Below are 19,749 nucleotides of genomic sequence, written 5' to 3'. Positions count from 1 at the left end.
GCGCCGTTATTCAAGTGAATGATTGTCTCTTCAGCGAACTCGAATTTGTTTGCCAGATTCGGTCTGGCTGGAACAATGCGCTGAACCCAACAGCCTGGTAAGGAGCACAAGCGTGCAGATTCAGGGGTATTTCGACCTTCGTTTCGAAGCGGTCAGGGACGCATTCAGCGAGCTCTTCGTGCGGACTCAGCAACGTGGCGCCGCGGTTTGTGTGAAGGTTGGTGGCGAAACCGTCGTCGATCTGTGGGCTGGCGTTGCAGATAATGCCGGTGAGCAGGCTTGGCAGAGCGACACCCTGGTCAATCTGTTTTCTTGCACCAAGACGTTCACTGCGGTGGCTGCCCTGCAGTTAGTCGCGGAGGGCAAGCTGCAGCTGGATGAGCCGGTTGCCCGTGTGTGGCCGGAATTTGGTGTCAACGGCAAACAGGACATCACGCTACGGCAACTGCTCAGTCACCAGGCCGGGCTGCCGGCGGTTCGCCAGCCACTACCGCCCGAAGCTCTGTACGACTGGGAGGCGATGACTGCCGCGCTCGCAGCCGAGACACCCTGGTGGACGCCCGGTGAAGGTCACGGCTATGCCGCAATCACCTACGGTTGGTTGCTAGGCGAACTGATCCGTCGCGCCGACGGCCGTGAACCGGGTGAAGCGATTGTTGCGCGCACCGCTCGGCCTTTGGGCCTCGATTTCCATATCGGTCTGGCCGATAGCGAATTTGACCGAGTCAGCTATCTGACGCGGGAGAAAAACAACTTTGGCGATGCGGCCGCCCAGCGGGTAATCAAAGCGTTGATGAGTGACCCGCAATCGCTCACGGCTCTTGCCTTTACCAATCCACCGTCGATCATGAACAGCGCGAATAAGCCCGAGTGGCGTCGAATGGCACAGCCGGCTGCCAACGGGCATGGTAATGCGAGATCGTTGGCGGGCTTTTATGACGGCCTGTTGCGTGAGGGGCTGCTTGATAACCAGCTGCTGGACGAGATGACGCGAGAACACTCCATCGGCGAGGATCGTACGCTGCTTACCCGGACTCGTTTCGCACTGGGCTGCTGGCTAGACCAGCCGGACGTTGAGAACGCCACCTTCGGGATGGGGCCGGACGCCTTCGGCCACCCAGGGGCAGGCGGTTGCATCGGTTTCGCCGATCCTCAGCGCGATGTGGCCTTCGGCTTTGTCACCAACACGATGGGGCCTTATGTCTTGATGGACCCTCGCGCGCAGACGCTCGCTCGTCTAGTGAAGGCATGTGTAGGTTGAACCACTCGTCTGGTTGGCCGGCCGAGACTTTGCAGAACAAGGACCTGCGTCCACAATTTGAGACAAATCCTTGCTTAAGCTGCGTGCTAAACGCACGCGGTTTGTTTTCGCAACTCACTTTCACGGAAATTGGCTCATGAACCTGCTGAAAAGCACCTCCCTGATACTCTGTATGGTCATCGCCGGCTGCAGCTCCAACGATGAAAAGCCGGTCGAGGTGGTTGCTGCGCCGAGTCCGGTGATTGATGCGGCCTGGTTGGACGGATACGAGCCGCGGCTTCGTGATGCGTTGAAAGACAGTCACTTCGAACTTGAGCGCCGCGAAGGTGTGTTGGTGGTTACGGCTCCAGTCGATGGCTCCTTCAATCCCGACCGCCCCGGCATGCTGTTGCCGGTGACGCTTGGTCCCCTCAGTCGAGTGGCGAAACTGGTGGAAGGAGACGAGAAGACCGCTGTGGTCGTGCTTGGCCATGCTGACAGCACCGGGCCAAACGATGTCAACCGTGACATCAGCCGCCAGCGTGCGGGCGCCGTCGCCGCAATTTTTCGGCTCAGTGGTTTGAAGCACGACCGGCTGCGTATTCGCGGGCTCGGATCGGACATGCCGCGGGCCTCCAATGAGAAGGAAGAAGGACGCGCTCTGAACCGGCGTGTAGAGATGGTCTTGGCTCCTCAGCCAACCTTGCTGGCACTGATTGCGCAGTACAGTGAGGCGCCCGCCAAGCCAACCCAAGTCGCTGCCGCAGAAGTAAACAAAGCCAAATAACACCGACGCTCTCGTCATCGACTCTCTGCCCGTTCGGCCTACTTTTGCGTTGAATCAAGCGGGGTAAGGCATAGAGCCGTTAAGCTTTGGCTTCAACTGTCTTCCAGGAAACACAGCGATGACCCAATCCTTGGCCGATATGCGCCGCGATTACACGCGGGACGGACTCAGCGAAGCGAACGCGCCGGAAGAGCCGTTCGGACTCTTTCGGCAGTGGTTTCAGGATGCGGTGCAAACTGAGCAGCCACCGGTCGAGCCGAATGCCATGACCTTGGCGACGGTAGACGCCGAGGGTCGCCCTCATTGCCGAGTGCTTCTGCTCAAAGCGTTGGATGAACGTGGTTTCACCTTTTTCAGCAACTATGACAGTGCCAAGGCCGAGCAGTTGGAGGCATGTCCGTTCGCTGCGATGACCTTCTTCTGGCCTAGTCTGGAGCGCCAGGTACGTATCGAGGGACGGGTCGAGAAGGTCAGCGCTGCCGAGTCCGATGCTTATTATCAGGTGCGCCCCTTGGGTAGTCGCCTTGGCGCCTGGGCTTCCCCCCAAAGCCACGTAATCCGCGATCGCTCCGAGCTGGAACGGCTTCTCGCCGAGACTGAGCAACGCTTTCTAGACCAGGCGCCGCATTGCCCGCCTCATTGGGGCGGCTATCGTTTGCTGCCGGAACGAATAGAGTTCTGGCAGGGACGCCCCAGCCGTCTGCATGACCGGCTCAACTATCGACGCCTTGCCAGCAACTGGCAGCGCGAACGTCTGGCGCCCTGAACCGCGGGCTCAGCTTGGATCAGAGGCCCGCTGCGGCCTCTGTTAATGTCAGCGCTCGTTGTAGTGCGCCAACTCGCCTTCCAGCCAAATTTGCAAATCCTTGCGTTTGACGCGGGCATCTTTCGCAGCTGAAAGGCGCTGCAAGACCCACGCTCGCTTCTGTGGGTCGTCTCCTGCCAACGATAGCGCAAGGTCCCGATCCGCCCAGCGTCTAAATCGAATGAACAGCCAGGCATGGAATACCAGCCCGGCCAGCGTAACGATGGTCATAATGAAGTAGTCCATGGATAGTCTCGAGTAACAGCTTGAGCGAGCGCACTGCATACGGGGCGGGATCGCCTCGGGTAAAGTACGGTCCTAGTTGAATGAATGCTGAGTCAGGTCGGGGCGGTTGCCAAGTGTTTCATCGCCGCACGGACTGACCACGCGGTCGGGATCAATCTCGTTTCCCAGGAGAGTACCTATGCGCCACTCCATTTTTTTTGCTTCGTTCACCGTCTTGGCGCTTGCCGTCGGCGGGTGTACTTCCAGCCTTACCGGGGATAGCTATTCGCGTGACGAGGCGCGGACCGTCCAGACTGTGCGTTATGGCACTATCGAGTCGCTGCGCCCGGTGAAGCTCGAGGGTACCAAGACCCCGATCGGCGCAGGCGCAGGCGCTGTCGTTGGTGGTATCGCTGGCAGCGGGGTTGGTGGCGGTCGGGGCAGTGCCGTGGCAGCGGTGATAGGCGCGCTGGCCGGCGGTATGCTCGGTTCAGCGGCAGAGGAGGGCATTACGCGTGCTCAGGGAGTTGAAATTACAGTGCGTGAGGACGACGGCAACATGCGTGCCTACGTTCAGGAGGTCGAGCCCAATCAGGTATTTCGGGTTGGCCAGCGCGTACGCATCATGACGGTTAATGGCGCGAGCCGTATAGCACCCTGATACCCTTCGCGTAAGTCGGGCTGGCTTAGCAACGGGCTCGCGGCGGGAGACAAGGGCGCAGCCTGAATGCCGGCTGGTACGGTGTTCAGGGTGCGCCTTTTGTTTTTCGAAATACTTGAGTCCATGACGTTGCTGCGGTCGGTATGGATAATCGGCGCTCACCGCCATGCCCTTCGGAGCTGCGAAAGGGTCGACCAAGGGATATAACTGCCGTGCGCTTGCGCGGCTTAAGGGGTTTTATTCATGGCGCTTGCGCTGATCATCGCGTTGCCATTCCTGGGCATATGCTTGCCGTTGCTATTTGAGCGGTTCGGGCGATCTGCTTGTGCATTCGGTGCCGGCCTGGCTCCATTGCTGGCGCTGGTGTTGCTGCTGTCCAAGCGCGCCGCCGTTTTTGGCGGCGAGACGGAAGTCCAGACCTTGTCCTGGCTTCCCGGAATGGGGTTGAACCTCAGCCTGCGGTTGGATGGTCTGGGATTTCTCTTTGCGCTGCTGATTCTCGGAATCGGCCTGCTCGTCATTCTGTATGCACGCTATTACCTATCGAAGAGCGAGCCAATGGGGCGCTTTTTCGGCTTCTTTCTATTGTTCATGGGCGCCATGCTTGGTGTGGTGCTGGCCGAAAATCTATTATTGATGCTGATGTTCTGGGAGCTGACCAGCCTTTCGTCGTTTCTGTTGATCGGCTTTTGGAATCATCGCTCCGATGCACGCCAGGGCGCGCGCATGGCCCTCGCAATTACAGGAGGTGGCGGGCTGGCGCTGTTGGCGGGTATCTTGCTGATCGGGCATATCGTCGGTAGCTACGAGCTAAGCGCTGTCTTGGCGTCAGGTGATCTGATCCGGGCCAGTGGCCTGTATCCGCTAACCTTGATTCTGATTCTGCTCGGCGTATTTACCAAGTCGGCGCAGTTTCCGTTTCACTTCTGGTTGCCGCAGGCGATGGCAGCGCCCACCCCGGTGTCAGCTTTTCTACACTCCGCGACTATGGTCAAGGCCGGCGTGTTTCTGCTGGCGCGGATGTACCCGGCCCTTTCCGATTCGGAATGGTGGTTCTACCTGGTCAGTTTGACGGGGTTGGCGACCTTGCTGATCGGCGCAGTCATGGCGCTCTTTCAGCATGACCTGAAAGGGCTACTGGCCTATTCAACCATCAGTCATCTGGGGCTGATCACTTTGCTGTTCGGTCTCGACTCGCGCCTCGGGCCGGTGGCTGCGATCTTCCATATCATCAATCACGCAACGTTCAAGGCTTCGTTGTTCATGGCCGCAGGGATCATTGATCACGAGACCGGAACACGCGATATGCGGCGCATCAACGGCATGTTGAAGTACATGCCGCACACGGCGGCGCTGGCAATGGTGGCGTCGCTGGCGATGGCCGGGGTGCCGCTGCTCAACGGCTTCCTCAGCAAGGAGATGTTCTTTGCCGAGACACTCGACCAACACCTGTTGGGTAGCTTCTACTGGACGATTCCGGCTCTGGCGACGCTGGCGAGTGCCTTTTCAGTCGCTTACTCGCTGCGATTCGTGCACGACGTGTTTTTCAACGGCGAACCGATCGACCTGCCCAAATATCCGCCGCATGAGCCGGCGCGGTACATGAAGATTCCTGTCGAGATCCTGGTGTTGCTCTGTCTGCTGGTGGGTACCTTGCCTGCCTACACTGTCGCACCCTTGTTGGCTGCTGCCGTTGCCGGAAGCCTGGGCGGTGACGTCCCCGACTACAGCCTGGCCATATGGCATGGCTTCAACCTTCCCTTGGCGATGAGTTTCGTCGCGCTAGGCGGTGGCCTGTTGATCTATTCGATGCGCAAATGGGCGTTTCGCTGGTATGAAGGGCTGCCGCGTGTCGACTCGCTGCAGGTTTTTTCTCAGGTGGTCAGCGGCATTGCCGCAACGGCGCGCTGGGTGACCGAGCGCATGGAGAACGGCTCGTTGCAGCGGTATCTGGCGCTGATGCTGGTCAGCTCGCTGCTGGTAGTAGTCTATGCCTTGACTCCCCTGCAAGCCTTGCGTGGGGCTGTGCCTTTAACGCCGCTGGACGGCATCACCGTTGTCGGGATGCTGTTACTCGGCCTGGCGTCGGTAATGACCGTGATTTTCCACCGCAAACGCCTCATGGCGCTGATGGTGCTCAGCGTGGTGGGATTGTTGGTAGCCCTGGTGTTCGCCCGCTATTCAGCACCGGACCTGGCCCTGACTCAGATTTCGGTTGAAGTGGTGACGATCATTTTGCTGATCCTGGCCTTGTTTTTCATGCCTGACCGAACGCCGGTCGAGTCGAGCAGCCTGCGCAGTTTCCGCGACCTGATTATTGCGTCGTCCTTCGGCACCATGGTCGCCTTGTTGGCCTACGCGGTACTGAGTCGGCCGTATGACAGCATTGCCTCGTTCTTTCTCGAAAACAGTGTGTCCGGCGGCGGTGGCACTAACGTGGTCAATGTGATTCTGGTCGATTTTCGGGGTTTCGATACTCTGGGAGAGATTGCCGTGTTGGCAATCGCTGCGGTTGGTATCTATGGACTGCTTCAAGGGCTGCGCCTACCACACCCGATCCGCGACTACGGCGGTAGGCTGTGGTCAACCGATAGGCATCCAATGGTGCTGGACACGCTGTCACGTGTGCTGTTGCCGATGGCGCTGTTGGTGTCGGTTTTCATCTTCTTGCGCGGCCACAATTTACCAGGGGGCGGCTTCATCGCTGGCCTGATCACTGCGGTCGCCCTGATCCTCCAATACATCTCGCATGGTGTGGTCTGGGCGCAGCAGCGACAGCCGTTCAGCTATCACGGTGTGGCGGGGCTCGGTGTGCTCATTGCGGGTCTGACCGGCCTCGGTAGTTGGCTGTTCGGTCGGCCTTTCCTGACCTCAGCTTTCGGCCACTTCCACCTGCCATTGATTGGCGACTTCGAGTTGGCAACGGCGATGCTGTTCGATCTTGGTGTCTATCTGGCCGTGGTAGGAGCAACCCTGCTGATTCTTTCCAATATGGGTCATGTGAGTCAGGACGAGTCGTGCAAGGAGGTGCTTTGATGGAAATCATGTTCGCGGTCACGTTGGGCGTGATGATGACCAGTGGCGTGTATCTGTTGCTCCGCGCGCGGATATTTCCTGTGGTCATGGGGCTGACGTTGATTTCCTATGCAGTGAATCTGTTCATTTTCGCAATGGGGCGTCTCTCCACCGGTGTTCCGGCAATCATCGGAGCCAGCGCCGAGTATGGTGATCCGTTGCCGCAAGCCCTTGTGCTGACTGCGATCGTTATTGGTTTCGCCATGACCGCGTTCGTTGTGGTACTGGCGCTTCGTGGACTGGGCGAGTTGCGTACCGATCATGTTGATGGTCGGGAGCCGCGCAAATGAATCATGCGTTGATCATGCCGATCCTGCTGCCCTTGTTGGTCGGATGCAGTCTGCTGTTGCTTCATCGCCAAAGTGCATCGCTTAAACGCCTGCTATCGGTGACGGCTACCTGGTTGTTGGTGCCGCTGGCCTTGGGGCTGTTATGGCAGGCCGATGCAGGCCAACTGTCCGTCTACCGTCTTGGCGGCTGGCAGCCACCGTTCGGCATCATGTTGCTGCTTGACCGGTTGAGTGCCCTGATGCTGCTGGTGACCTCCATACTGGCTGGATTCTCAGTGCTGTACGCCGTGCGTGGCGATGACGAGCGCGGGCCGAATTTCCATGCGCTGTTTCAGTTTCAGTTGGCCGGCATCAACGGTGCCTTTCTGACTGGTGATTTATTCAACCTTTTCGTGTTCTTCGAGATCCTGCTGATTTCGTCTTACGCGCTGCTGCTTCATGGCCAAGGCGTGAAGCGCGTGCAGGCGGGCATTCACTATGTCGTGCTGAACCTGTTGGGCTCATCGCTGTTTCTGATCGGTGTCAGCATGCTCTATGGTCTGACCGGAACCTTGAACATGGCTGATCTGGCAGGACGAGTTGGTGCAGCTGATCCAGCCGACGCTCCGCTTCTCGCTGCCGCGGGTTACCTGTTGCTGGTGGTATTTGCGTTGAAGGGAGCGATCCTGCCGCTGTATTTCTGGCTGCCGCGTGCTTATGCCGCGGCGACCGCGCCGGTGGCTGCGCTGTTCGCGATCATGACCAAGCTCGGGCTCTACGCGATTGTTCGAGTGTTCACGCTGATCTTCGGTAGCGAAGCGGGTGTGTTGAGCAACATGGTGCTGGATTGGTTGTGGCCGCTTTCGATGCTTACGCTCGTTGGTGGCGTGCTGGGAGCACTGGCCGCCCGCAACCTCCAGATACTGCTGTCCTATCTGGTGGTGGTTTCGGTGGGCACCTTGCTCGCCGGTATCGCGCTGGGATCAGAGGAGGGCCTCAGCGCTGCGCTGTACTACCTGGTGCACAGCACGCTAGTGTCCGGAGGGTTGTTTCTGCTAGCTGACCTCATCGCGCGCCAGCGCGGCGATATGGCCGCTGAGTTGCTATCGGCTCCCGCACTCAAGCAGCCGTTGTTGCTGGGCGCATTGTTTTTCGCCGGCGCGATTTCGATTGCTGGGCTCCCCCCTTTCTCTGGTTTCATTGGCAAGGTGATGCTGCTGCAGGCCGTTCCTCCTGGAGTCGACGCCCTGCTGCTTTGGCCAGTGATTCTGGTGGGCGGATTGGGGATGGTGCTCGCCCTGAGTCGGGCTGGCAGCATGGTGTTCTGGCGGCCTAGTGAAGCGGTCAGTGTTGGAAGGCCCGCGGATCGCGTGCGTGTGGTGGCAACCTTTGGTCTGCTGTTTGGCAGCGTGTTGTTGGTTGCAGTGGCGCAGCCGATCCAGACCTACATGCAGGCGACTGCAGCCCAGTTGTTCGAGCTACAGCCGTATCTGCAGATTATCCGGGGAGGTGAGGCATGAAATCACTTCTGCTGCCCAACCCTGCGCTCACCCTGCTTCTTACGCTGCTCTGGCTATTGCTCAATAACGCACTGAGCGTGGGGCAACTGGTGCTTGGACTGTTTTTAGGTTGGGCGATCCCATTGCTGGTGCAGGGATTTCTGATTGATCTACCGAAAGTGCGTAGGCCCTTGAAGCTCTGTCTGTTTCTGCTGAAGGTCTTTTACGACATCGTCGTGGCCAACGTCAGTGTGGCCAAGCTGGTGCTCAGTTCTCGGGATCGACTGCGGCCTGCCTTCGTCGAGATACCGATGGCCATTGAGCATCCGTTCGTCCTCGCCGTATTGACCAGCATCATTTCGCTGACCCCGGGGACGGTGTCGGCTGCCTTGCGGCCCGGCCACAAGATGCTGTTGATTCACGCGCTGGATGCGCCGGACACGGAAGCGCTGGTTGCTGAGGTGAAGAGCCGGTACGAAACGCCGCTGCTGGAGATTTTCGAATGCTCACGTACGTAATTCCGCTGTGCATGGCGGTCATTGGAATCGCAGCGATCCTAAATGTGGTGCGGCTGGTTCAGGGGCCCGACATGCCTGATAGAGTGTTGGCGCTCGATACCCTGTACATCAATGCGCTGGCCTTGATCGTCCTGTTTGGCATTTGGCTCGCGTCCGACCTGTTCTTCGAGGCTGCTCTGCTTATCGCGGTGATGGGCTTCGTCAGTACCGTGGCGGTGGGCAAACACCTGTTGCACGGCGAGATCATCGACTGAGGAGGCTGCATGCCATTCTGGATAGAGCTGCTGGTAAGCGCATTTCTGATCGTGGGAAGCGTGTTCGCTCTGGTAGGAGCGATCGGTTTGTATCGTCTGCCTGATTTCTTTACGCGCCTGCATGGACCAACCAAGGCGACCACGCTTGGAGTCGGTGGGATCGTCATCGCGTCGATGATCTTCTTCAGTAATCAGGGCAACGGCCTCAGCGTCCATGAGGTGCTGATCACCCTGTTTCTGTTTTTGACCGCGCCGGTCAGCGCGCATGTGCTGGCGAAGGCAGCCATGCAGCAGAGGCTGCCCTACACAGCGAAAACCCGAGGCAAGCCCTGGGATTGACTCAGGCCTCGGCGACGTTCGCTACCGCCTCGTTACCGAGGCGGCGATGCCGATCAGATAACGATGCTGCTCGGTGAGGGCTGATGCTCGTTGTCCTGGGTCAACTGCTTGATCATCGCCTGCTGCAAGCGAGTGCATAGCTGCGGGTCTGACAAAGGCTGATTGTCTGCATTGGTAACGAAGAAAACGTCCTCTACACGCTCGCCCAGCGTGGCAATCTTGGCGTTCTGTACCGAGAGATCGAAGTCCAGAAACAGCTGGCCAATGCGCGCCAGTAGCCCTGGGCGGTCTGGTGCAACCACTTCGATGATCGTTTGTGGGCGCTGCATGTCGTTGTGAATGGTCACCTGTGGTGGGAACGCGAAATGCTTGAGCTGCCGGGGCACGCGTTTCTGAATGATAGTCAGATAATCATCCGGGTTACGCAGCGCGGTGATCAGCCCTTGTCGAATTTCTTCTGTGCGCTCGGGGTCGTTGCCGATGGGTGAACCGTCGGCGTCCAGTACGATGTAGGTGTCCAGCGTGAACTGGCTGCTCGAAGTAATGATCCGGGCGTCGTGAATGTTCAGGTTCAGCTGGTCCATGGCCGCGACGGTCACGGCGAAAAAGTCATGCTGATCCGGCGCATAGATAAAGATCTGAGTGCCGCCTTCGAACTCACGCTGGGTGGTTTCCTTGATCAGGACCAGCGGACCGCCGTCGCTCGGGTGCTCGATGATGGCTTCGGTGTGCCAGGCCACATCGACCGAGCTGTGGCGCATGAAATAATCATCCCCCAGCTGCGACCATAACTGTTCAGCATCGTCTGGATCGGTTCCGTTGCGCACCAGGCTGTCGAGTGCGGCTCGCTGAGTCTGGCGAATCTGCTCCTCGCGTCCCAGTGGGTTTTCCAAGCCACGCTTGAGCGCGCGTTTGGTTTCGGTGTACAGCTGGCGCAGCAGACTTGCCCGCCAGGAATTCCAGAGCGTCGGGTTGGTTGCATTGATATCTGCAACAGTCAGCACATACAGGTAATCGAGGTGGGTTTCGTCACCGACCTGCTGAGCAAAGTCGTTGATCACCTGCGGGTCCGACAAGTCCTTGCGCTGGGCGGTCGTCGACATCACCAAGTGGTTCTCGACCAGCCAAACCACCAGGCGCGTGTCCCATGCAGGCAGCTTGTGGCGTGCGCAGAATTCCTGTGCATCCACCGCGCCCAGCTCCGAATGGTCGCCGCCGCGGCCCTTGGCGATATCGTGGTAGAGCCCGGCGATGTAGATCAGCTCCGGCTTGGGTAGCCGTTCCACCAATTTGCTGGCCAGTGGATACTTTTCAGCGACTCCGGGTTTGCTCAGTTTGCGCAGGTACTTGATGACATTGAGGGTATGGGCGTCGACCGTGTAGATATGAAAAAGGTCATGCTGCATCTGCCCGACGATATGGCCGAACTCGGGCAGATACCGCCCGAGAATGCCGTAGCGATTCATGCGCCGCAGATTGCGGTGGATGCCTTCCTTGCATTTGAACAGCTCGATGAAAAGGCTGGTGTTGCGGATGTCGCTGCGAAACTCGTCGTCGATCAGATGCCGGTGGTCCCTGAGCAAGCGAATGGTCTCCGCTCGTACACCCTGAATGTCTGGGTGTTGTGCCAGGAGTACGAAGATTTCCAGTATCGCGAAGGGCCTGCGCTTGAATACCGAATCATCAGCCACTTCCAGGTAGCCGTCGCGAACCAGGAAACGGCTGTTGAGCGGCACCGCGTCGCCGCTGTCGCCTTCCCAGAGGATGACCTCGGCAAAGTGCTGTCCGACCAGATCGCTTAGCTCTGAAATACTCATCACGACGCGGTAGTACTTTTGCATGAAGCGCTCGATCGCCAGCTTGGCGTCGCTGTCTTCATAGCCGAGGAGGGCGGCGAGACTGCGCTGGTGGTCGAACAGCAGGCGATCTTCCGCGCGCCCGGCCAGCATGTGCAGCCCGTAACGGACACGCCAAATGAACGCTTGCCCGGCGACCAGCAGCGAGTATTCGCCTTCGGTCAGGAATCCCTGATCGAGGATAGCGCTCAGATTCAAACTGCCGAACTGGCGCCGTGCGATCCACAGAATCGTTTGTATGTCACGCAACCCGCCAGGCGAGCCTTTGACGTTCGGCTCAAGGTTGTACTCGGTATTGTTGTACTTGGAGTGGCGCGTGGCCTGCTCGTTACGCTTGGCAAGAAAGAACTCTTTGCTCGGCCACATTTCTGACGGGCTGGTGACCTTGAGCATGTTCTGACGCAGGCGTTCGGGGCCCGCGATCGTGCGGCTTTCCATGAGGTTGGTAATCACGGTCAGGTCCGCACGGGCCTCCTCGGCACACTCCTGCACCGACCGCACGCTCTGGCCAACTTCCAGGCCGATATCCCAGAGCAGCGTTAGAAATCGCTCGATGGCGTCTCGAAATATTTCCTGATCGTTATTATCGAGGAGGATCAGCAGATCAATATCGGAATAGGGGTGCAGTTCGCCGCGCCCATAGCCGCCCACCGCGACCAGCGCGATCTGTGCTTCATTGCTCCAGTCGAAGCGGCCCCAGGCGGCGCGCAGGATCTGGTCAACGAACCAGGCGCGGCCTTCGATCAGGCTACGGATATCCTGGCCGGCGAGGAAGCGCGCATCGAGCACCTCTCTGGCCTTGCGAATGACTTTCTTGAAGGCGGCGATGGGGCTGGCCTTGAGTGCCAGTTCAGCCTGGAACTGGCTGCGGTCGAACAATTCGGAATCAACCTGAGGCATACCGTCGCCCTCCGTCAAAGCATCAAAAAAATCAGGGCGATGTGCGGGCTATGGTGTCATCGCTGCGCAGGGTGAAGATCTCATAGCCATCTGCAGTGACCACAAGGGTGTGTTCCCATTGGGCGGATAGCTTGCGGTCCTTGGTAATCGCTGTCCAGCCGTCGCCAAGCAGACGGGTTTCTGACCGGCCCTGGTTGATCATTGGCTCAATGGTGAAGGTCATCCCTTCCTTTAGCTCAAGCCCAGTCCCGGCGCGGCCGTAGTGCAGCACCTGCGGCTCCTCGTGGAAAACCTTGCCGATGCCATGTCCGCAGTACTCGCGGACGACGGAGAAACCGTTCTTCTCGGCGTGCTTCTGAATCACTTCACCAATGTCCCCAAGGCGTGCACCGGGGCGGACCACTTCGATCCCTTTATAAAGGCACTCCTGCGTAATCTTGCAGAGTCGCTCGGCCCACTCTGGCGCTTTGCCGACAATGAACATTCGGCTGGTATCGCCGTGGTAGCCGTCCTTGATCACCGTAATGTCGATGTTAAGGATGTCACCGTCTTTGAGCGGCTTGTCGTTGGGAATGCCATGGCACACGACATGATTGATCGATGTGCAAATCGATTTGGGATAACCCTTGTAATTGAGCGGGGCGGGCACCGCCTGTTGCACATTGACGATGTGCTCGTGGCAGATGCGGTCCAGCTCTTCGGTGGTGACGCCCGGCTTGACATGATCACCGATCATTTCCAGCACATCGGCAGCTAGGCGGCCGGCAATGCGCATTTTCTCGATGTCTTCAGGCGTCTTGATGGAAACAGTCATGCAACCCTCTTGGCGCCAAGAGGCGCAGGCTAATAGATACAAGAGGCAAATGATAAACCAAAGAGGGCGTGGCCTGCAGGCGGCCCTGGCGGCCCCGGCAAACAGCGGCAGCCTTGATAGGCTAATTCAATTTCAGTGCGCGCTAGCCTCCGATGCTTGCTTGTGCTATAAAACGCGCCGCTCTGCGGGACTACCTGCCGAGCCTGACCCCACACACGTGTCGACACGGTATCCTGGGTGCTCGCAAGAGTTGGATATCGGGACGCGTGGAGGCCTAACCCGACTTATCTGAGGAACTCTCATGTCTCAAGTCACTATGCGCGATATGCTGAAGGCCGGTGTGCACTTCGGCCACCAGACCCGTTACTGGAACCCGAAGATGAATAAGTACATCTTTGGCGCGCGTAACAAGATTCATATCATCAACCTTGAGAAAACCCTGCCGATGTTCAACGACGCTCTGCGTTTTGTTGAGAAGCTGGCTGCAGGTAAAAACAAGATTCTGTTCGTTGGCACCAAGCGTTCCGCTGGCAAGATCGTTCGCGAAGAAGCTGCTCGTTGTGGCTCGCCGTACGTCGATCATCGCTGGTTGGGTGGCATGCTGACCAACTACAAGACCATTCGCGCCTCGATCAAGCGTCTGCGTGAGCTGGAAACTCAGGCTCAGGACGGCACTTTCGAGAAGCTGACCAAGAAAGAAGCGCTGATGCGTACTCGCGATCTGGAAAAGCTGGATCGTAGCCTGGGCGGCATCAAGGACATGGGCGGCCTGCCAGACGCCATGTTCGTTGTTGACGTTGATCACGAGCGCATTGCTATCTCCGAAGCCAACAAGCTGGGTATTCCGGTTATCGGCATCGTTGATACCAATAGCAGCCCGGAAGGCGTCGACTACATCATCCCTGGTAACGATGACGCAATCCGTGCCGTGCAACTCTATCTGGGCTCCATGGCGGACGCCGTAATGCGTGGTCGTCAGAACAATGCTGGCGGTGCTGACGAGTTCGTCGAAGAGCCAGCTGCCGAGGCCGCTCAAGGCTGAGCGCATCGTCGCCTAGCTGATACCCGTTGAACAGAAAGGGGGCTATGCCCCCTTTTTGCCAATTCCGAATTGATCGCCCGAGTTGAGGGCATGATCGACAATCGAATCAAGAGGATTTGCGAACATGGCAGAGATCACTGCAGCCCTGGTTAAAGAACTGCGCGAGCGCACTGGCCAAGGCATGATGGATTGCAAAAAGGCGCTCACCGCTGCTGGTGGCGACATCGAGAAAGCCATTGATGACATGCGTGCTGCGGGTGCCATCAAGGCAGCGAAGAAAGCCGGCAACATTGCTGCAGAAGGCGCTATTGCGGTTAAAGTTGCTGATGACAACAAGCGTGCCGTGATTATCGAAGTCAACTCGCAGACCGACTTTCTGGCCCTGCAGGACGACTTCAAGAATTTCGTCAGCAACAGCGTCGAGAAGGCTTTTGCCGAGAAGATGACCGATGCTGCTCCGCTGGTTGCAGCTCAGGAAGCTGATCGTGAAGCGCTGGTTGCCAAGTGCGGCGAGAACGTCAATATCCGCCGCCTGACCACCGTCGAAGCTGATCTGGTAGGTGCTTATCTGCACGGTCACCGTATCGGTGTGCTCGTTGCGCTGAAGGGTGGTAGCGTTGAGTTGGCGAAGGAAATCGCCATGCACGTCGCTGCTAGCAACCCGCAGTTCCTGGATCCGTCGCAGGTCTCCGAAGAGGCTGTTGCAAAGGAAAAGGAAATCTTCCTGGCATTGAACGAAGACAAGATCAAAGGCAAGCCGGCCGAAATCGTCGAGAAGATGGTTGCAGGCCGTATCAGCAAGTTTCTTGCTGAAGCCAGCCTGGTCGAACAGGCCTTCGTCAAGGATCCGGACGTCAAGGTCGGTGAGCTGGCTAAGAAGGCTGGTGCCGAAATCGTTTCCTTCGTGCGTTACGAAGTAGGTGAAGGCATCGAGCGCGCCGAGGTCGACTTTGCTGCTGAAGTCGCCGCTCAGGTAGCTGCTACCAAGCAATAAGACGCTTCTGCTGTCCTCGAAGAGGCTGCCCGCTTACGCGCGCGGCCTCTTTGTCGGATTGGAGGGTTGAAATGTTTTTCGCCAATGCGACGGTCACCGCTTGGCACCAACGCGATACTGCGCTGTCATAGCGCAGACATTTTTTCCGGCTGCAGGCCAGCCTAGTCATACAAATGCCGCAGGAGAGACAACGCCAATGGCTCAGCAGATGAGTGCACGCAATCCTCGCTATAAACGCATTCTGCTCAAATTAAGCGGCGAGGCCCTTATGGGGTCCGAGGACTTTGGCATTGATCCCAAAGTGCTCGATCGCATGGCCTTGGAAGTTGGGCAGTTAGTGGGCATCGGCGTGGAGGTTGGCCTGGTCATTGGCGGCGGCAACCTCTTCCGGGGTGCTGCCTTGTCTGCTGCGGGCATGGACCGAGTAACTGGCGACCACATGGGCATGCTCGCTACGGTCATGAATTCTTTGGCCATGCGTGACGCCTTGGAGCGCTCAAACATCCCTGCATTGGTCATGTCTGCGATTTCGATGGTCGGTGTTACTGACCATTACGACCGCCGCAAGGCGATGCGTCACCTGAAGAGCGGCGAAGTGGTGATCTTCTCCGCGGGCACCGGCAATCCGTTCTTTACCACCGATTCGGCCGCCTGCCTGCGTGCGATCGAGATTCATGCCGACGTGGTGCTCAAAGCCACCAAGGTTGACGGTGTTTATACGGCGGACCCTTTCAAGGATCCGAATGCCGAAAAGTTCGAACAGCTGACTTATGATGATGTGCTTGACCGCAAGCTGGGCGTCATGGACCTGACCGCCATCTGCCTGTGCCGCGACCACAACATGCCGCTGCGGGTGTTCAATATGAACAAGCCCGGTGCCCTGCTCAATATTGTGCTTGGCGGCGCTGAAGGAACCCTGATCGAGGAGCAGTATCAATGATCAACGAGATCAAGCAAGACGCACAGGAACGCATGAAGAAAACCCTGGAATCGCTGGGGCACGCGTTCGCCAAAATTCGTACCGGTCGTGCTCATCCGAGTATTCTCGACGGCGTTATGGTGTCCTATTACGGCAGTGACACCCCTCTGCGCCAGATAGCCAACGTAACGGCGGAAGACTCGCGCACGCTGGCCCTTACGGTCTTTGATCGAGGCATGATTCAAGCTGTCGAAAAGGCGATCATGACGTCTGATCTCGGACTGAATCCTGCCACTGCCGGCACTACCATCCGCGTACCGATGCCTGCGCTTACCGAAGAGACCCGCAAGGGGTACACCAAGCAGGCACGCTCGGAAGCCGAGAATGCTCGTGTCGCCGTGCGCAACATCCGTCGCGATGCCATTGCCCAGCTAAAGGATCTGGTGAAGGAAAAGGAAATCAGCGAAGACGAGGAACGACGCGGGCAGGACGACGTTCAAAAGCTGACCGACAAGTACGTTGCGGAGATCGACAAGGCGCTTGAAGGTAAGGAAAACGACCTGATGGCTGTTTGATGTCGCTGTACCGGACTTCGTCCGTACTGCACACGTCGGAGTGCGCCGAGCCAGACAGGTTCGCGGCGCGAGGGGCTAACCAGTCGTATCCCCGGAAGCTGCCGTTGGCGGTTTCTCCCATTGTTCGCAGCGTGATTGAGCGCAGGTAGAGTCGTTTCATGGATAAGGTCAGGCAGATTGCCGGGCGGAATGTACCCCGTCATGTCGCAGTCATCATGGATGGTAACAATCGCTGGGCAAAGCGGCGTCTCTTGCCGGGTGTGGCTGGACACAAGGCCGGTGTCGATGCGGTGCGAGCCGTTATCGAGGTCTGCGCCGAAGCAGGTGTCGAGGTGCTGACGCTGTTTGCCTTCTCCAGTGAGAACTGGCAAAGGCCTGCTGAGGAGGTTGGGGCTCTCATGGAGCTCTTTCTGACTGCTCTACGCCGCGAAGCGCGCAAGCTCAATGAAAATGGCATCAGCTTGCGAATCATTGGCGATCGTTCTCGCTTTCATCCGGAGTTGCAGGCGGCGATGCTTGAGGCCGAGAAGATGACCGCGGGAGCTGGCCGTTTCGTGCTTCAAGTGGCCGCCAACTATGGTGGCCAATGGGACATACTTCAGGCCGCACAGCGACTGGCTCGCGAAGCGCAAGAGGGGCGCCTGAATCCAGATGAGGTAACCCCTGCAGTTTTTCAGCGCTATCTGGCAACTGGTGACATGCCACCGCCGGACCTCTGCATTCGTACCGGCGGTGAGCGGCGCATCAGCAATTTCCTTTTATGGCAGCTGGCTTACGCTGAGTTATATTTCTCGGACCTGTTTTGGCCCGATTTCAAGCACGACGCAATGCGTACTGCATTGGCCGATTTCGCCAAGCGTCAACGACGATTTGGTAAGACCGGAGATCAGGTGGAAATAGAGGTTCGAGCTGAATGCTGAAGCATCGCATCATCACGGCAGCCATCCTTCTTCCGATCGCGCTGATCGGGTTTTTTCTTCTTGAAGGTCTCGCTTTTGCGCTATTCATAGGTCTTGTCGTAGTGCTTGGAGGCTGGGAGTGGGCGCGTCTAGCAGGTTTCGAGGCTCAGGCGGTCCGGGTTCTTTATGCAGCAGCGGTCGCTCTACTGCTTGCTGGGCTGTATTCGGCTCCCGCTCTGGCGCCATGGTTGCTCGCGATCAGCGTGGTCTGGTGGCTGGCGGCTGCAGCGTTGGTCGTCAGCTATCCCAGAAGTCAGCGGCATTGGGGTGGGCGTACCGGCAGTCTGTTTATCGGATTGCTGATTCTGTTGCCCGCCTGGCAGGGTCTGGTTTTGCTGAAACAGTGGCCGCAGGGCAATTGGCTGATCGTTGCGGTGATGGTTCTGGTTTGGGGCGCTGATATCGGTGCCTATGCGGCTGGCAAGACCTTTGGTCGTCGCAAGCTCGCTCCGCAGGTCAGTCCGGGTAAGAGTTGGGAGGGAATGATTGGTGGCTTGGTTACCAGCCTACTGATCACGTTTTCTGTTGGGCTTTATCAGTCCTGGTCCGCACGTGAGCTAGCGCTCGCTCTGTTGGGTGCGGCTCTGGTGGTGATCATTTCCGTTGTTGGCGATCTGACCGAAAGCATGTTCAAGCGCAGCTCCGGTATCAAGGACAGTAGTCAGCTGCTTCCAGGGCACGGTGGCGTGATGGATCGTATCGACAGCTTGACAGCTGCGGTACCCGTATTCACGGTTCTGCTATGGCTCGCCGGTTGGGGTGCATGGTGAGTGGCCCGCTGCAGGTAACAATTCTTGGCGCGACCGGTTCCATCGGGCTGAGCACGCTTGATGTCATCGCCCGTCATCCCGAGCGTTACCGGGCTTTTGCGCTTACTGCATTCAGTCGCATTGCCGAGTTGCGTGAGCTGTGCCGACTGCACCATCCCCGGTATGCCGTAGTGGCTGATAGCAGCAGGGCTCGTGTGCTGCAAGAGCAACTCGACAGCGATTGCGTCAAAACGCGGGTGCTGGTAGGTGAGGGTGGTCTGAGTGAGGTTGCAGCGCATCCCGAGGTCGATGTGGTCATGGCCGCGATTGTTGGTGCGGCCGGTTTGCGTCCGACGCTCTCGGCGGTTCAAGCCAGCAAGCGGGTTCTGTTAGCGAACAAAGAAGCGCTGGTCATGTCCGGCGCGCTGTTCATGCAGGCGCTACATGACAGCGAGGCGGTGTTGCTGCCCATCGACAGCGAGCACAACGCCATCTTCCAATGTCTGCCTGGCAATTATGCAGCCGGCCTGAGCCGTGTCGGCGTCAGAAGAATTTTGCTTACTGCCTCAGGTGGACCGTTCCGTCAACTGCCTCTGGAGCAGCTCGCTGCTGTGTCTGCTGATCAGGCCTGTGCTCACCCGAACTGGTCCATGGGTCGCAAAATTTCGGTTGATTCGGCGAGCATGATGAACAAGGGGCTTGAGCTCATCGAGGCCTGCTGGCTGTTCGATGCACGGCCGGAGCAGGTCGAGGTCGTGATTCACCCGCAAAGCGTCATCCACTCGATGGTCGACTACGTCGACGGCTCAGTCTTGGCGCAGCTGGGTAACCCCGATATGCGCACACCGATTGCACACGCGTTGGCCTGGCCAGAGCGAATCGACTCAGGCGTATCCGCCCTCGATCTGCTTCAGGTGGGCCGTCTTGACTTCGAAGCGCCCGACCAGCACAGATTTCCATGTCTTCGTATCGCCCGCCAGGCCGCTCAGGACGGCGGGACGGCGCCCGCGATGCTCAATGCTGCAAACGAGGTGGCTGTGGATGCTTTCCTTAGCGGTCGCATTCGCTTCACTGAAATCGCGAGTATTATCGAGGACGTTCTCGATCAGGAAGCTTCGGTTCCGGCTCGTTGCATTGCAGATGTGCTTGCCGCCGATACGCAGGCCCGCAGGCTTGCTTCGAGCTGGTTGCAAACCCGCGATCGATAGTGATCAAAAGTCCCAACTTGGCTGTGGCGCTCCGGCATCGACCGGATTGGCAGGCTTCTAA

General features: G+C 58.3%; 20 protein-coding genes. 17 read left to right on the top strand and 3 right to left on the bottom strand.

Annotation, left to right across the window (positions count from 1 at the left end):
* Window positions 1–112: 112 nt before the first annotated feature.
* The 3 genes from AAGW23_RS04780 (at window position 113) to pdxH (ending at window position 2,793) form a co-directional block, all read left to right on the top strand.
* On the top strand, window positions 113–1,261 hold the full coding sequence (locus tag AAGW23_RS04780; protein WP_342405221.1) for a serine hydrolase domain-containing protein: 1,149 nt from the start codon (window positions 113–115) through the stop codon (window positions 1,259–1,261).
* A gap of 136 nt (window positions 1,262–1,397) precedes the next feature.
* Window positions 1,398–2,027 (top strand): OmpA family protein, encoded by a 630-nt coding sequence (locus AAGW23_RS04775; RefSeq protein WP_342405220.1) that lies wholly within the window; start codon window positions 1,398–1,400, stop codon window positions 2,025–2,027.
* 118 nt (window positions 2,028–2,145) lie between these two features.
* On the top strand, window positions 2,146–2,793 hold the full coding sequence (gene pdxH, locus AAGW23_RS04770; RefSeq protein ID WP_342405219.1) for a pyridoxamine 5'-phosphate oxidase: 648 nt from the start codon (window positions 2,146–2,148) through the stop codon (window positions 2,791–2,793).
* 48 nt (window positions 2,794–2,841) lie between these two features.
* Here pdxH and AAGW23_RS04765 read toward each other — a convergent pair whose 3' ends face one another.
* Window positions 2,842–3,078: a hypothetical protein gene (locus AAGW23_RS04765; RefSeq protein ID WP_342405218.1), complete on the bottom strand. Its 237-nt coding sequence runs from the start codon at window positions 3,076–3,078 to the stop codon at window positions 2,842–2,844.
* A 178-nt stretch (window positions 3,079–3,256) separates the two neighbouring features.
* Here AAGW23_RS04765 and AAGW23_RS04760 point away from each other — a divergent pair, with 178 nt between their 5' ends.
* The 7 genes from AAGW23_RS04760 to AAGW23_RS04730 all read left to right on the top strand — a co-directional run bounded on the left by AAGW23_RS04760 (window position 3,257) and on the right by AAGW23_RS04730 (window position 9,672).
* Window positions 3,257–3,718, top strand: coding sequence for a glycine zipper domain-containing protein (locus AAGW23_RS04760; RefSeq protein ID WP_342405217.1), 462 nt, complete (start codon window positions 3,257–3,259; stop codon window positions 3,716–3,718).
* 243 nt (window positions 3,719–3,961) lie between these two features.
* Entirely contained in the window at window positions 3,962–6,754 is a 2,793-nt protein-coding gene (locus AAGW23_RS04755) for a monovalent cation/H+ antiporter subunit A (RefSeq protein WP_342405216.1), read from the top strand.
* Window positions 6,754–7,083 carry a Na+/H+ antiporter subunit C gene (locus AAGW23_RS04750; protein WP_342405215.1) on the top strand — a complete coding sequence of 110 codons (330 nt, stop codon included), beginning with the start codon at window positions 6,754–6,756 and terminating at the stop codon, window positions 7,081–7,083. Before AAGW23_RS04755 ends, AAGW23_RS04750 begins: the two co-directional genes overlap by 1 nt.
* Window positions 7,080–8,582, top strand: a complete 1,503-nt coding sequence (locus AAGW23_RS04745) for a monovalent cation/H+ antiporter subunit D (protein WP_342405214.1) — start codon at window positions 7,080–7,082, stop codon at window positions 8,580–8,582. The genes AAGW23_RS04750 and AAGW23_RS04745 overlap by 4 nt, the downstream gene beginning before the upstream one ends.
* A complete protein-coding gene (locus tag AAGW23_RS04740) occupies window positions 8,579–9,079 on the top strand; it encodes a Na+/H+ antiporter subunit E (RefSeq protein WP_342405212.1) in 501 nt (166 codons plus the stop codon). Before AAGW23_RS04745 ends, AAGW23_RS04740 begins: the two co-directional genes overlap by 4 nt.
* Entirely contained in the window at window positions 9,064–9,333 is a 270-nt protein-coding gene (locus tag AAGW23_RS04735; RefSeq protein WP_342405211.1) for a K+/H+ antiporter subunit F, read from the top strand. Before AAGW23_RS04740 ends, AAGW23_RS04735 begins: the two co-directional genes overlap by 16 nt.
* Window positions 9,334–9,342: 9 nt before the next feature.
* Entirely contained in the window at window positions 9,343–9,672 is a 330-nt protein-coding gene (locus AAGW23_RS04730) for a Na+/H+ antiporter subunit G (RefSeq protein ID WP_073300845.1), read from the top strand.
* Window positions 9,673–9,725: 53 nt separating this feature from the next.
* Here AAGW23_RS04730 and AAGW23_RS04725 read toward each other — a convergent pair whose 3' ends face one another.
* Together AAGW23_RS04725 and map are read right to left on the bottom strand one after the other, a co-directional pair.
* Window positions 9,726–12,428, bottom strand: a complete 2,703-nt coding sequence (locus AAGW23_RS04725; RefSeq protein ID WP_342405210.1) for a [protein-PII] uridylyltransferase — start codon at window positions 12,426–12,428, stop codon at window positions 9,726–9,728.
* A gap of 31 nt (window positions 12,429–12,459) precedes the next feature.
* A complete protein-coding gene (gene map, locus AAGW23_RS04720) occupies window positions 12,460–13,242 on the bottom strand; it encodes a type I methionyl aminopeptidase (protein ID WP_342405209.1) in 783 nt (260 codons plus the stop codon).
* 301 nt (window positions 13,243–13,543) lie between these two features.
* Between map and rpsB the strand changes: the two genes are divergently transcribed.
* The 7 genes from rpsB (at window position 13,544) to ispC (ending at window position 19,688) form a co-directional block, all read left to right on the top strand.
* On the top strand, window positions 13,544–14,284 hold the full coding sequence (gene rpsB, locus AAGW23_RS04715) for a 30S ribosomal protein S2 (protein WP_342405208.1): 741 nt from the start codon (window positions 13,544–13,546) through the stop codon (window positions 14,282–14,284).
* A gap of 124 nt (window positions 14,285–14,408) precedes the next feature.
* Window positions 14,409–15,278 (top strand): translation elongation factor Ts, encoded by an 870-nt coding sequence (tsf, locus tag AAGW23_RS04710; RefSeq protein WP_102834893.1) that lies wholly within the window; start codon window positions 14,409–14,411, stop codon window positions 15,276–15,278.
* Window positions 15,279–15,474: 196 nt separating this feature from the next.
* Window positions 15,475–16,218, top strand: coding sequence for a UMP kinase (pyrH, locus tag AAGW23_RS04705; RefSeq protein WP_045429014.1), 744 nt, complete (start codon window positions 15,475–15,477; stop codon window positions 16,216–16,218).
* Entirely contained in the window at window positions 16,215–16,772 is a 558-nt protein-coding gene (gene frr, locus AAGW23_RS04700; protein WP_025240920.1) for a ribosome recycling factor, read from the top strand. Before pyrH ends, frr begins: the two co-directional genes overlap by 4 nt.
* Window positions 16,773–16,930: 158 nt before the next feature.
* Window positions 16,931–17,692, top strand: coding sequence for a polyprenyl diphosphate synthase (uppS, locus tag AAGW23_RS04695; RefSeq protein ID WP_342405206.1), 762 nt, complete (start codon window positions 16,931–16,933; stop codon window positions 17,690–17,692).
* The gene (locus AAGW23_RS04690; protein ID WP_342405204.1) at window positions 17,686–18,501 is read left to right on the top strand and encodes a phosphatidate cytidylyltransferase; all 816 of its coding nucleotides are present in this window, start codon (window positions 17,686–17,688) and stop codon (window positions 18,499–18,501) included. Before uppS ends, AAGW23_RS04690 begins: the two co-directional genes overlap by 7 nt.
* Window positions 18,498–19,688 (top strand): 1-deoxy-D-xylulose-5-phosphate reductoisomerase, encoded by a 1,191-nt coding sequence (gene ispC, locus AAGW23_RS04685; protein ID WP_342405203.1) that lies wholly within the window; start codon window positions 18,498–18,500, stop codon window positions 19,686–19,688. Before AAGW23_RS04690 ends, ispC begins: the two co-directional genes overlap by 4 nt.
* Window positions 19,689–19,749 lie beyond the last annotated feature (61 nt).

Source organism: Stutzerimonas chloritidismutans, assembly GCF_038562055.1.
GTDB classification, from domain to species: Bacteria; Pseudomonadota; Gammaproteobacteria; order Pseudomonadales; family Pseudomonadaceae; genus Stutzerimonas; species Stutzerimonas chloritidismutans_A.
Note: the sequence above shows the minus strand (reverse complement) of the source record. Positions and strands in the feature narration are given on the sequence as shown.

Excerpts from the sequence above, each read along its gene's own strand:
- AAGW23_RS04735 (WP_342405211.1), top strand. The coding sequence starts at position 9,064 with ATGCTCACGTACGTAATTCCGCTGTGCATGGCGGTCATTGGAATCGCA.
- AAGW23_RS04740 (WP_342405212.1), top strand. The coding sequence starts at position 8,579 with ATGAAATCACTTCTGCTGCCCAACCCTGCGCTCACCCTGCTTCTTACG.
- AAGW23_RS04755 (WP_342405216.1), top strand. The coding sequence starts at position 3,962 with ATGGCGCTTGCGCTGATCATCGCGTTGCCATTCCTGGGCATATGCTTG.
- AAGW23_RS04775 (WP_342405220.1), top strand. The coding sequence starts at position 1,398 with ATGAACCTGCTGAAAAGCACCTCCCTGATACTCTGTATGGTCATCGCC.
- frr (WP_025240920.1), top strand. The coding sequence starts at position 16,215 with ATGATCAACGAGATCAAGCAAGACGCACAGGAACGCATGAAGAAAACC.
- AAGW23_RS04725 (WP_342405210.1), bottom strand. The coding sequence starts at position 12,428 with ATGCCTCAGGTTGATTCCGAATTGTTCGACCGCAGCCAGTTCCAGGCT.
- pyrH (WP_045429014.1), top strand. The coding sequence starts at position 15,475 with ATGGCTCAGCAGATGAGTGCACGCAATCCTCGCTATAAACGCATTCTG.
- tsf (WP_102834893.1), top strand. The coding sequence starts at position 14,409 with ATGGCAGAGATCACTGCAGCCCTGGTTAAAGAACTGCGCGAGCGCACT.
- rpsB (WP_342405208.1), top strand. The coding sequence starts at position 13,544 with ATGTCTCAAGTCACTATGCGCGATATGCTGAAGGCCGGTGTGCACTTC.
- AAGW23_RS04730 (WP_073300845.1), top strand. The coding sequence starts at position 9,343 with ATGCCATTCTGGATAGAGCTGCTGGTAAGCGCATTTCTGATCGTGGGA.
- AAGW23_RS04760 (WP_342405217.1), top strand. The coding sequence starts at position 3,257 with ATGCGCCACTCCATTTTTTTTGCTTCGTTCACCGTCTTGGCGCTTGCC.
- pdxH (WP_342405219.1), top strand. The coding sequence starts at position 2,146 with ATGACCCAATCCTTGGCCGATATGCGCCGCGATTACACGCGGGACGGA.
- AAGW23_RS04765 (WP_342405218.1), bottom strand. The coding sequence starts at position 3,078 with ATGGACTACTTCATTATGACCATCGTTACGCTGGCCGGGCTGGTATTC.
- uppS (WP_342405206.1), top strand. The coding sequence starts at position 16,931 with ATGGATAAGGTCAGGCAGATTGCCGGGCGGAATGTACCCCGTCATGTC.
- AAGW23_RS04745 (WP_342405214.1), top strand. The coding sequence starts at position 7,080 with ATGAATCATGCGTTGATCATGCCGATCCTGCTGCCCTTGTTGGTCGGA.
- map (WP_342405209.1), bottom strand. The coding sequence starts at position 13,242 with ATGACTGTTTCCATCAAGACGCCTGAAGACATCGAGAAAATGCGCATT.
- AAGW23_RS04690 (WP_342405204.1), top strand. The coding sequence starts at position 17,686 with ATGCTGAAGCATCGCATCATCACGGCAGCCATCCTTCTTCCGATCGCG.
- AAGW23_RS04750 (WP_342405215.1), top strand. The coding sequence starts at position 6,754 with ATGGAAATCATGTTCGCGGTCACGTTGGGCGTGATGATGACCAGTGGC.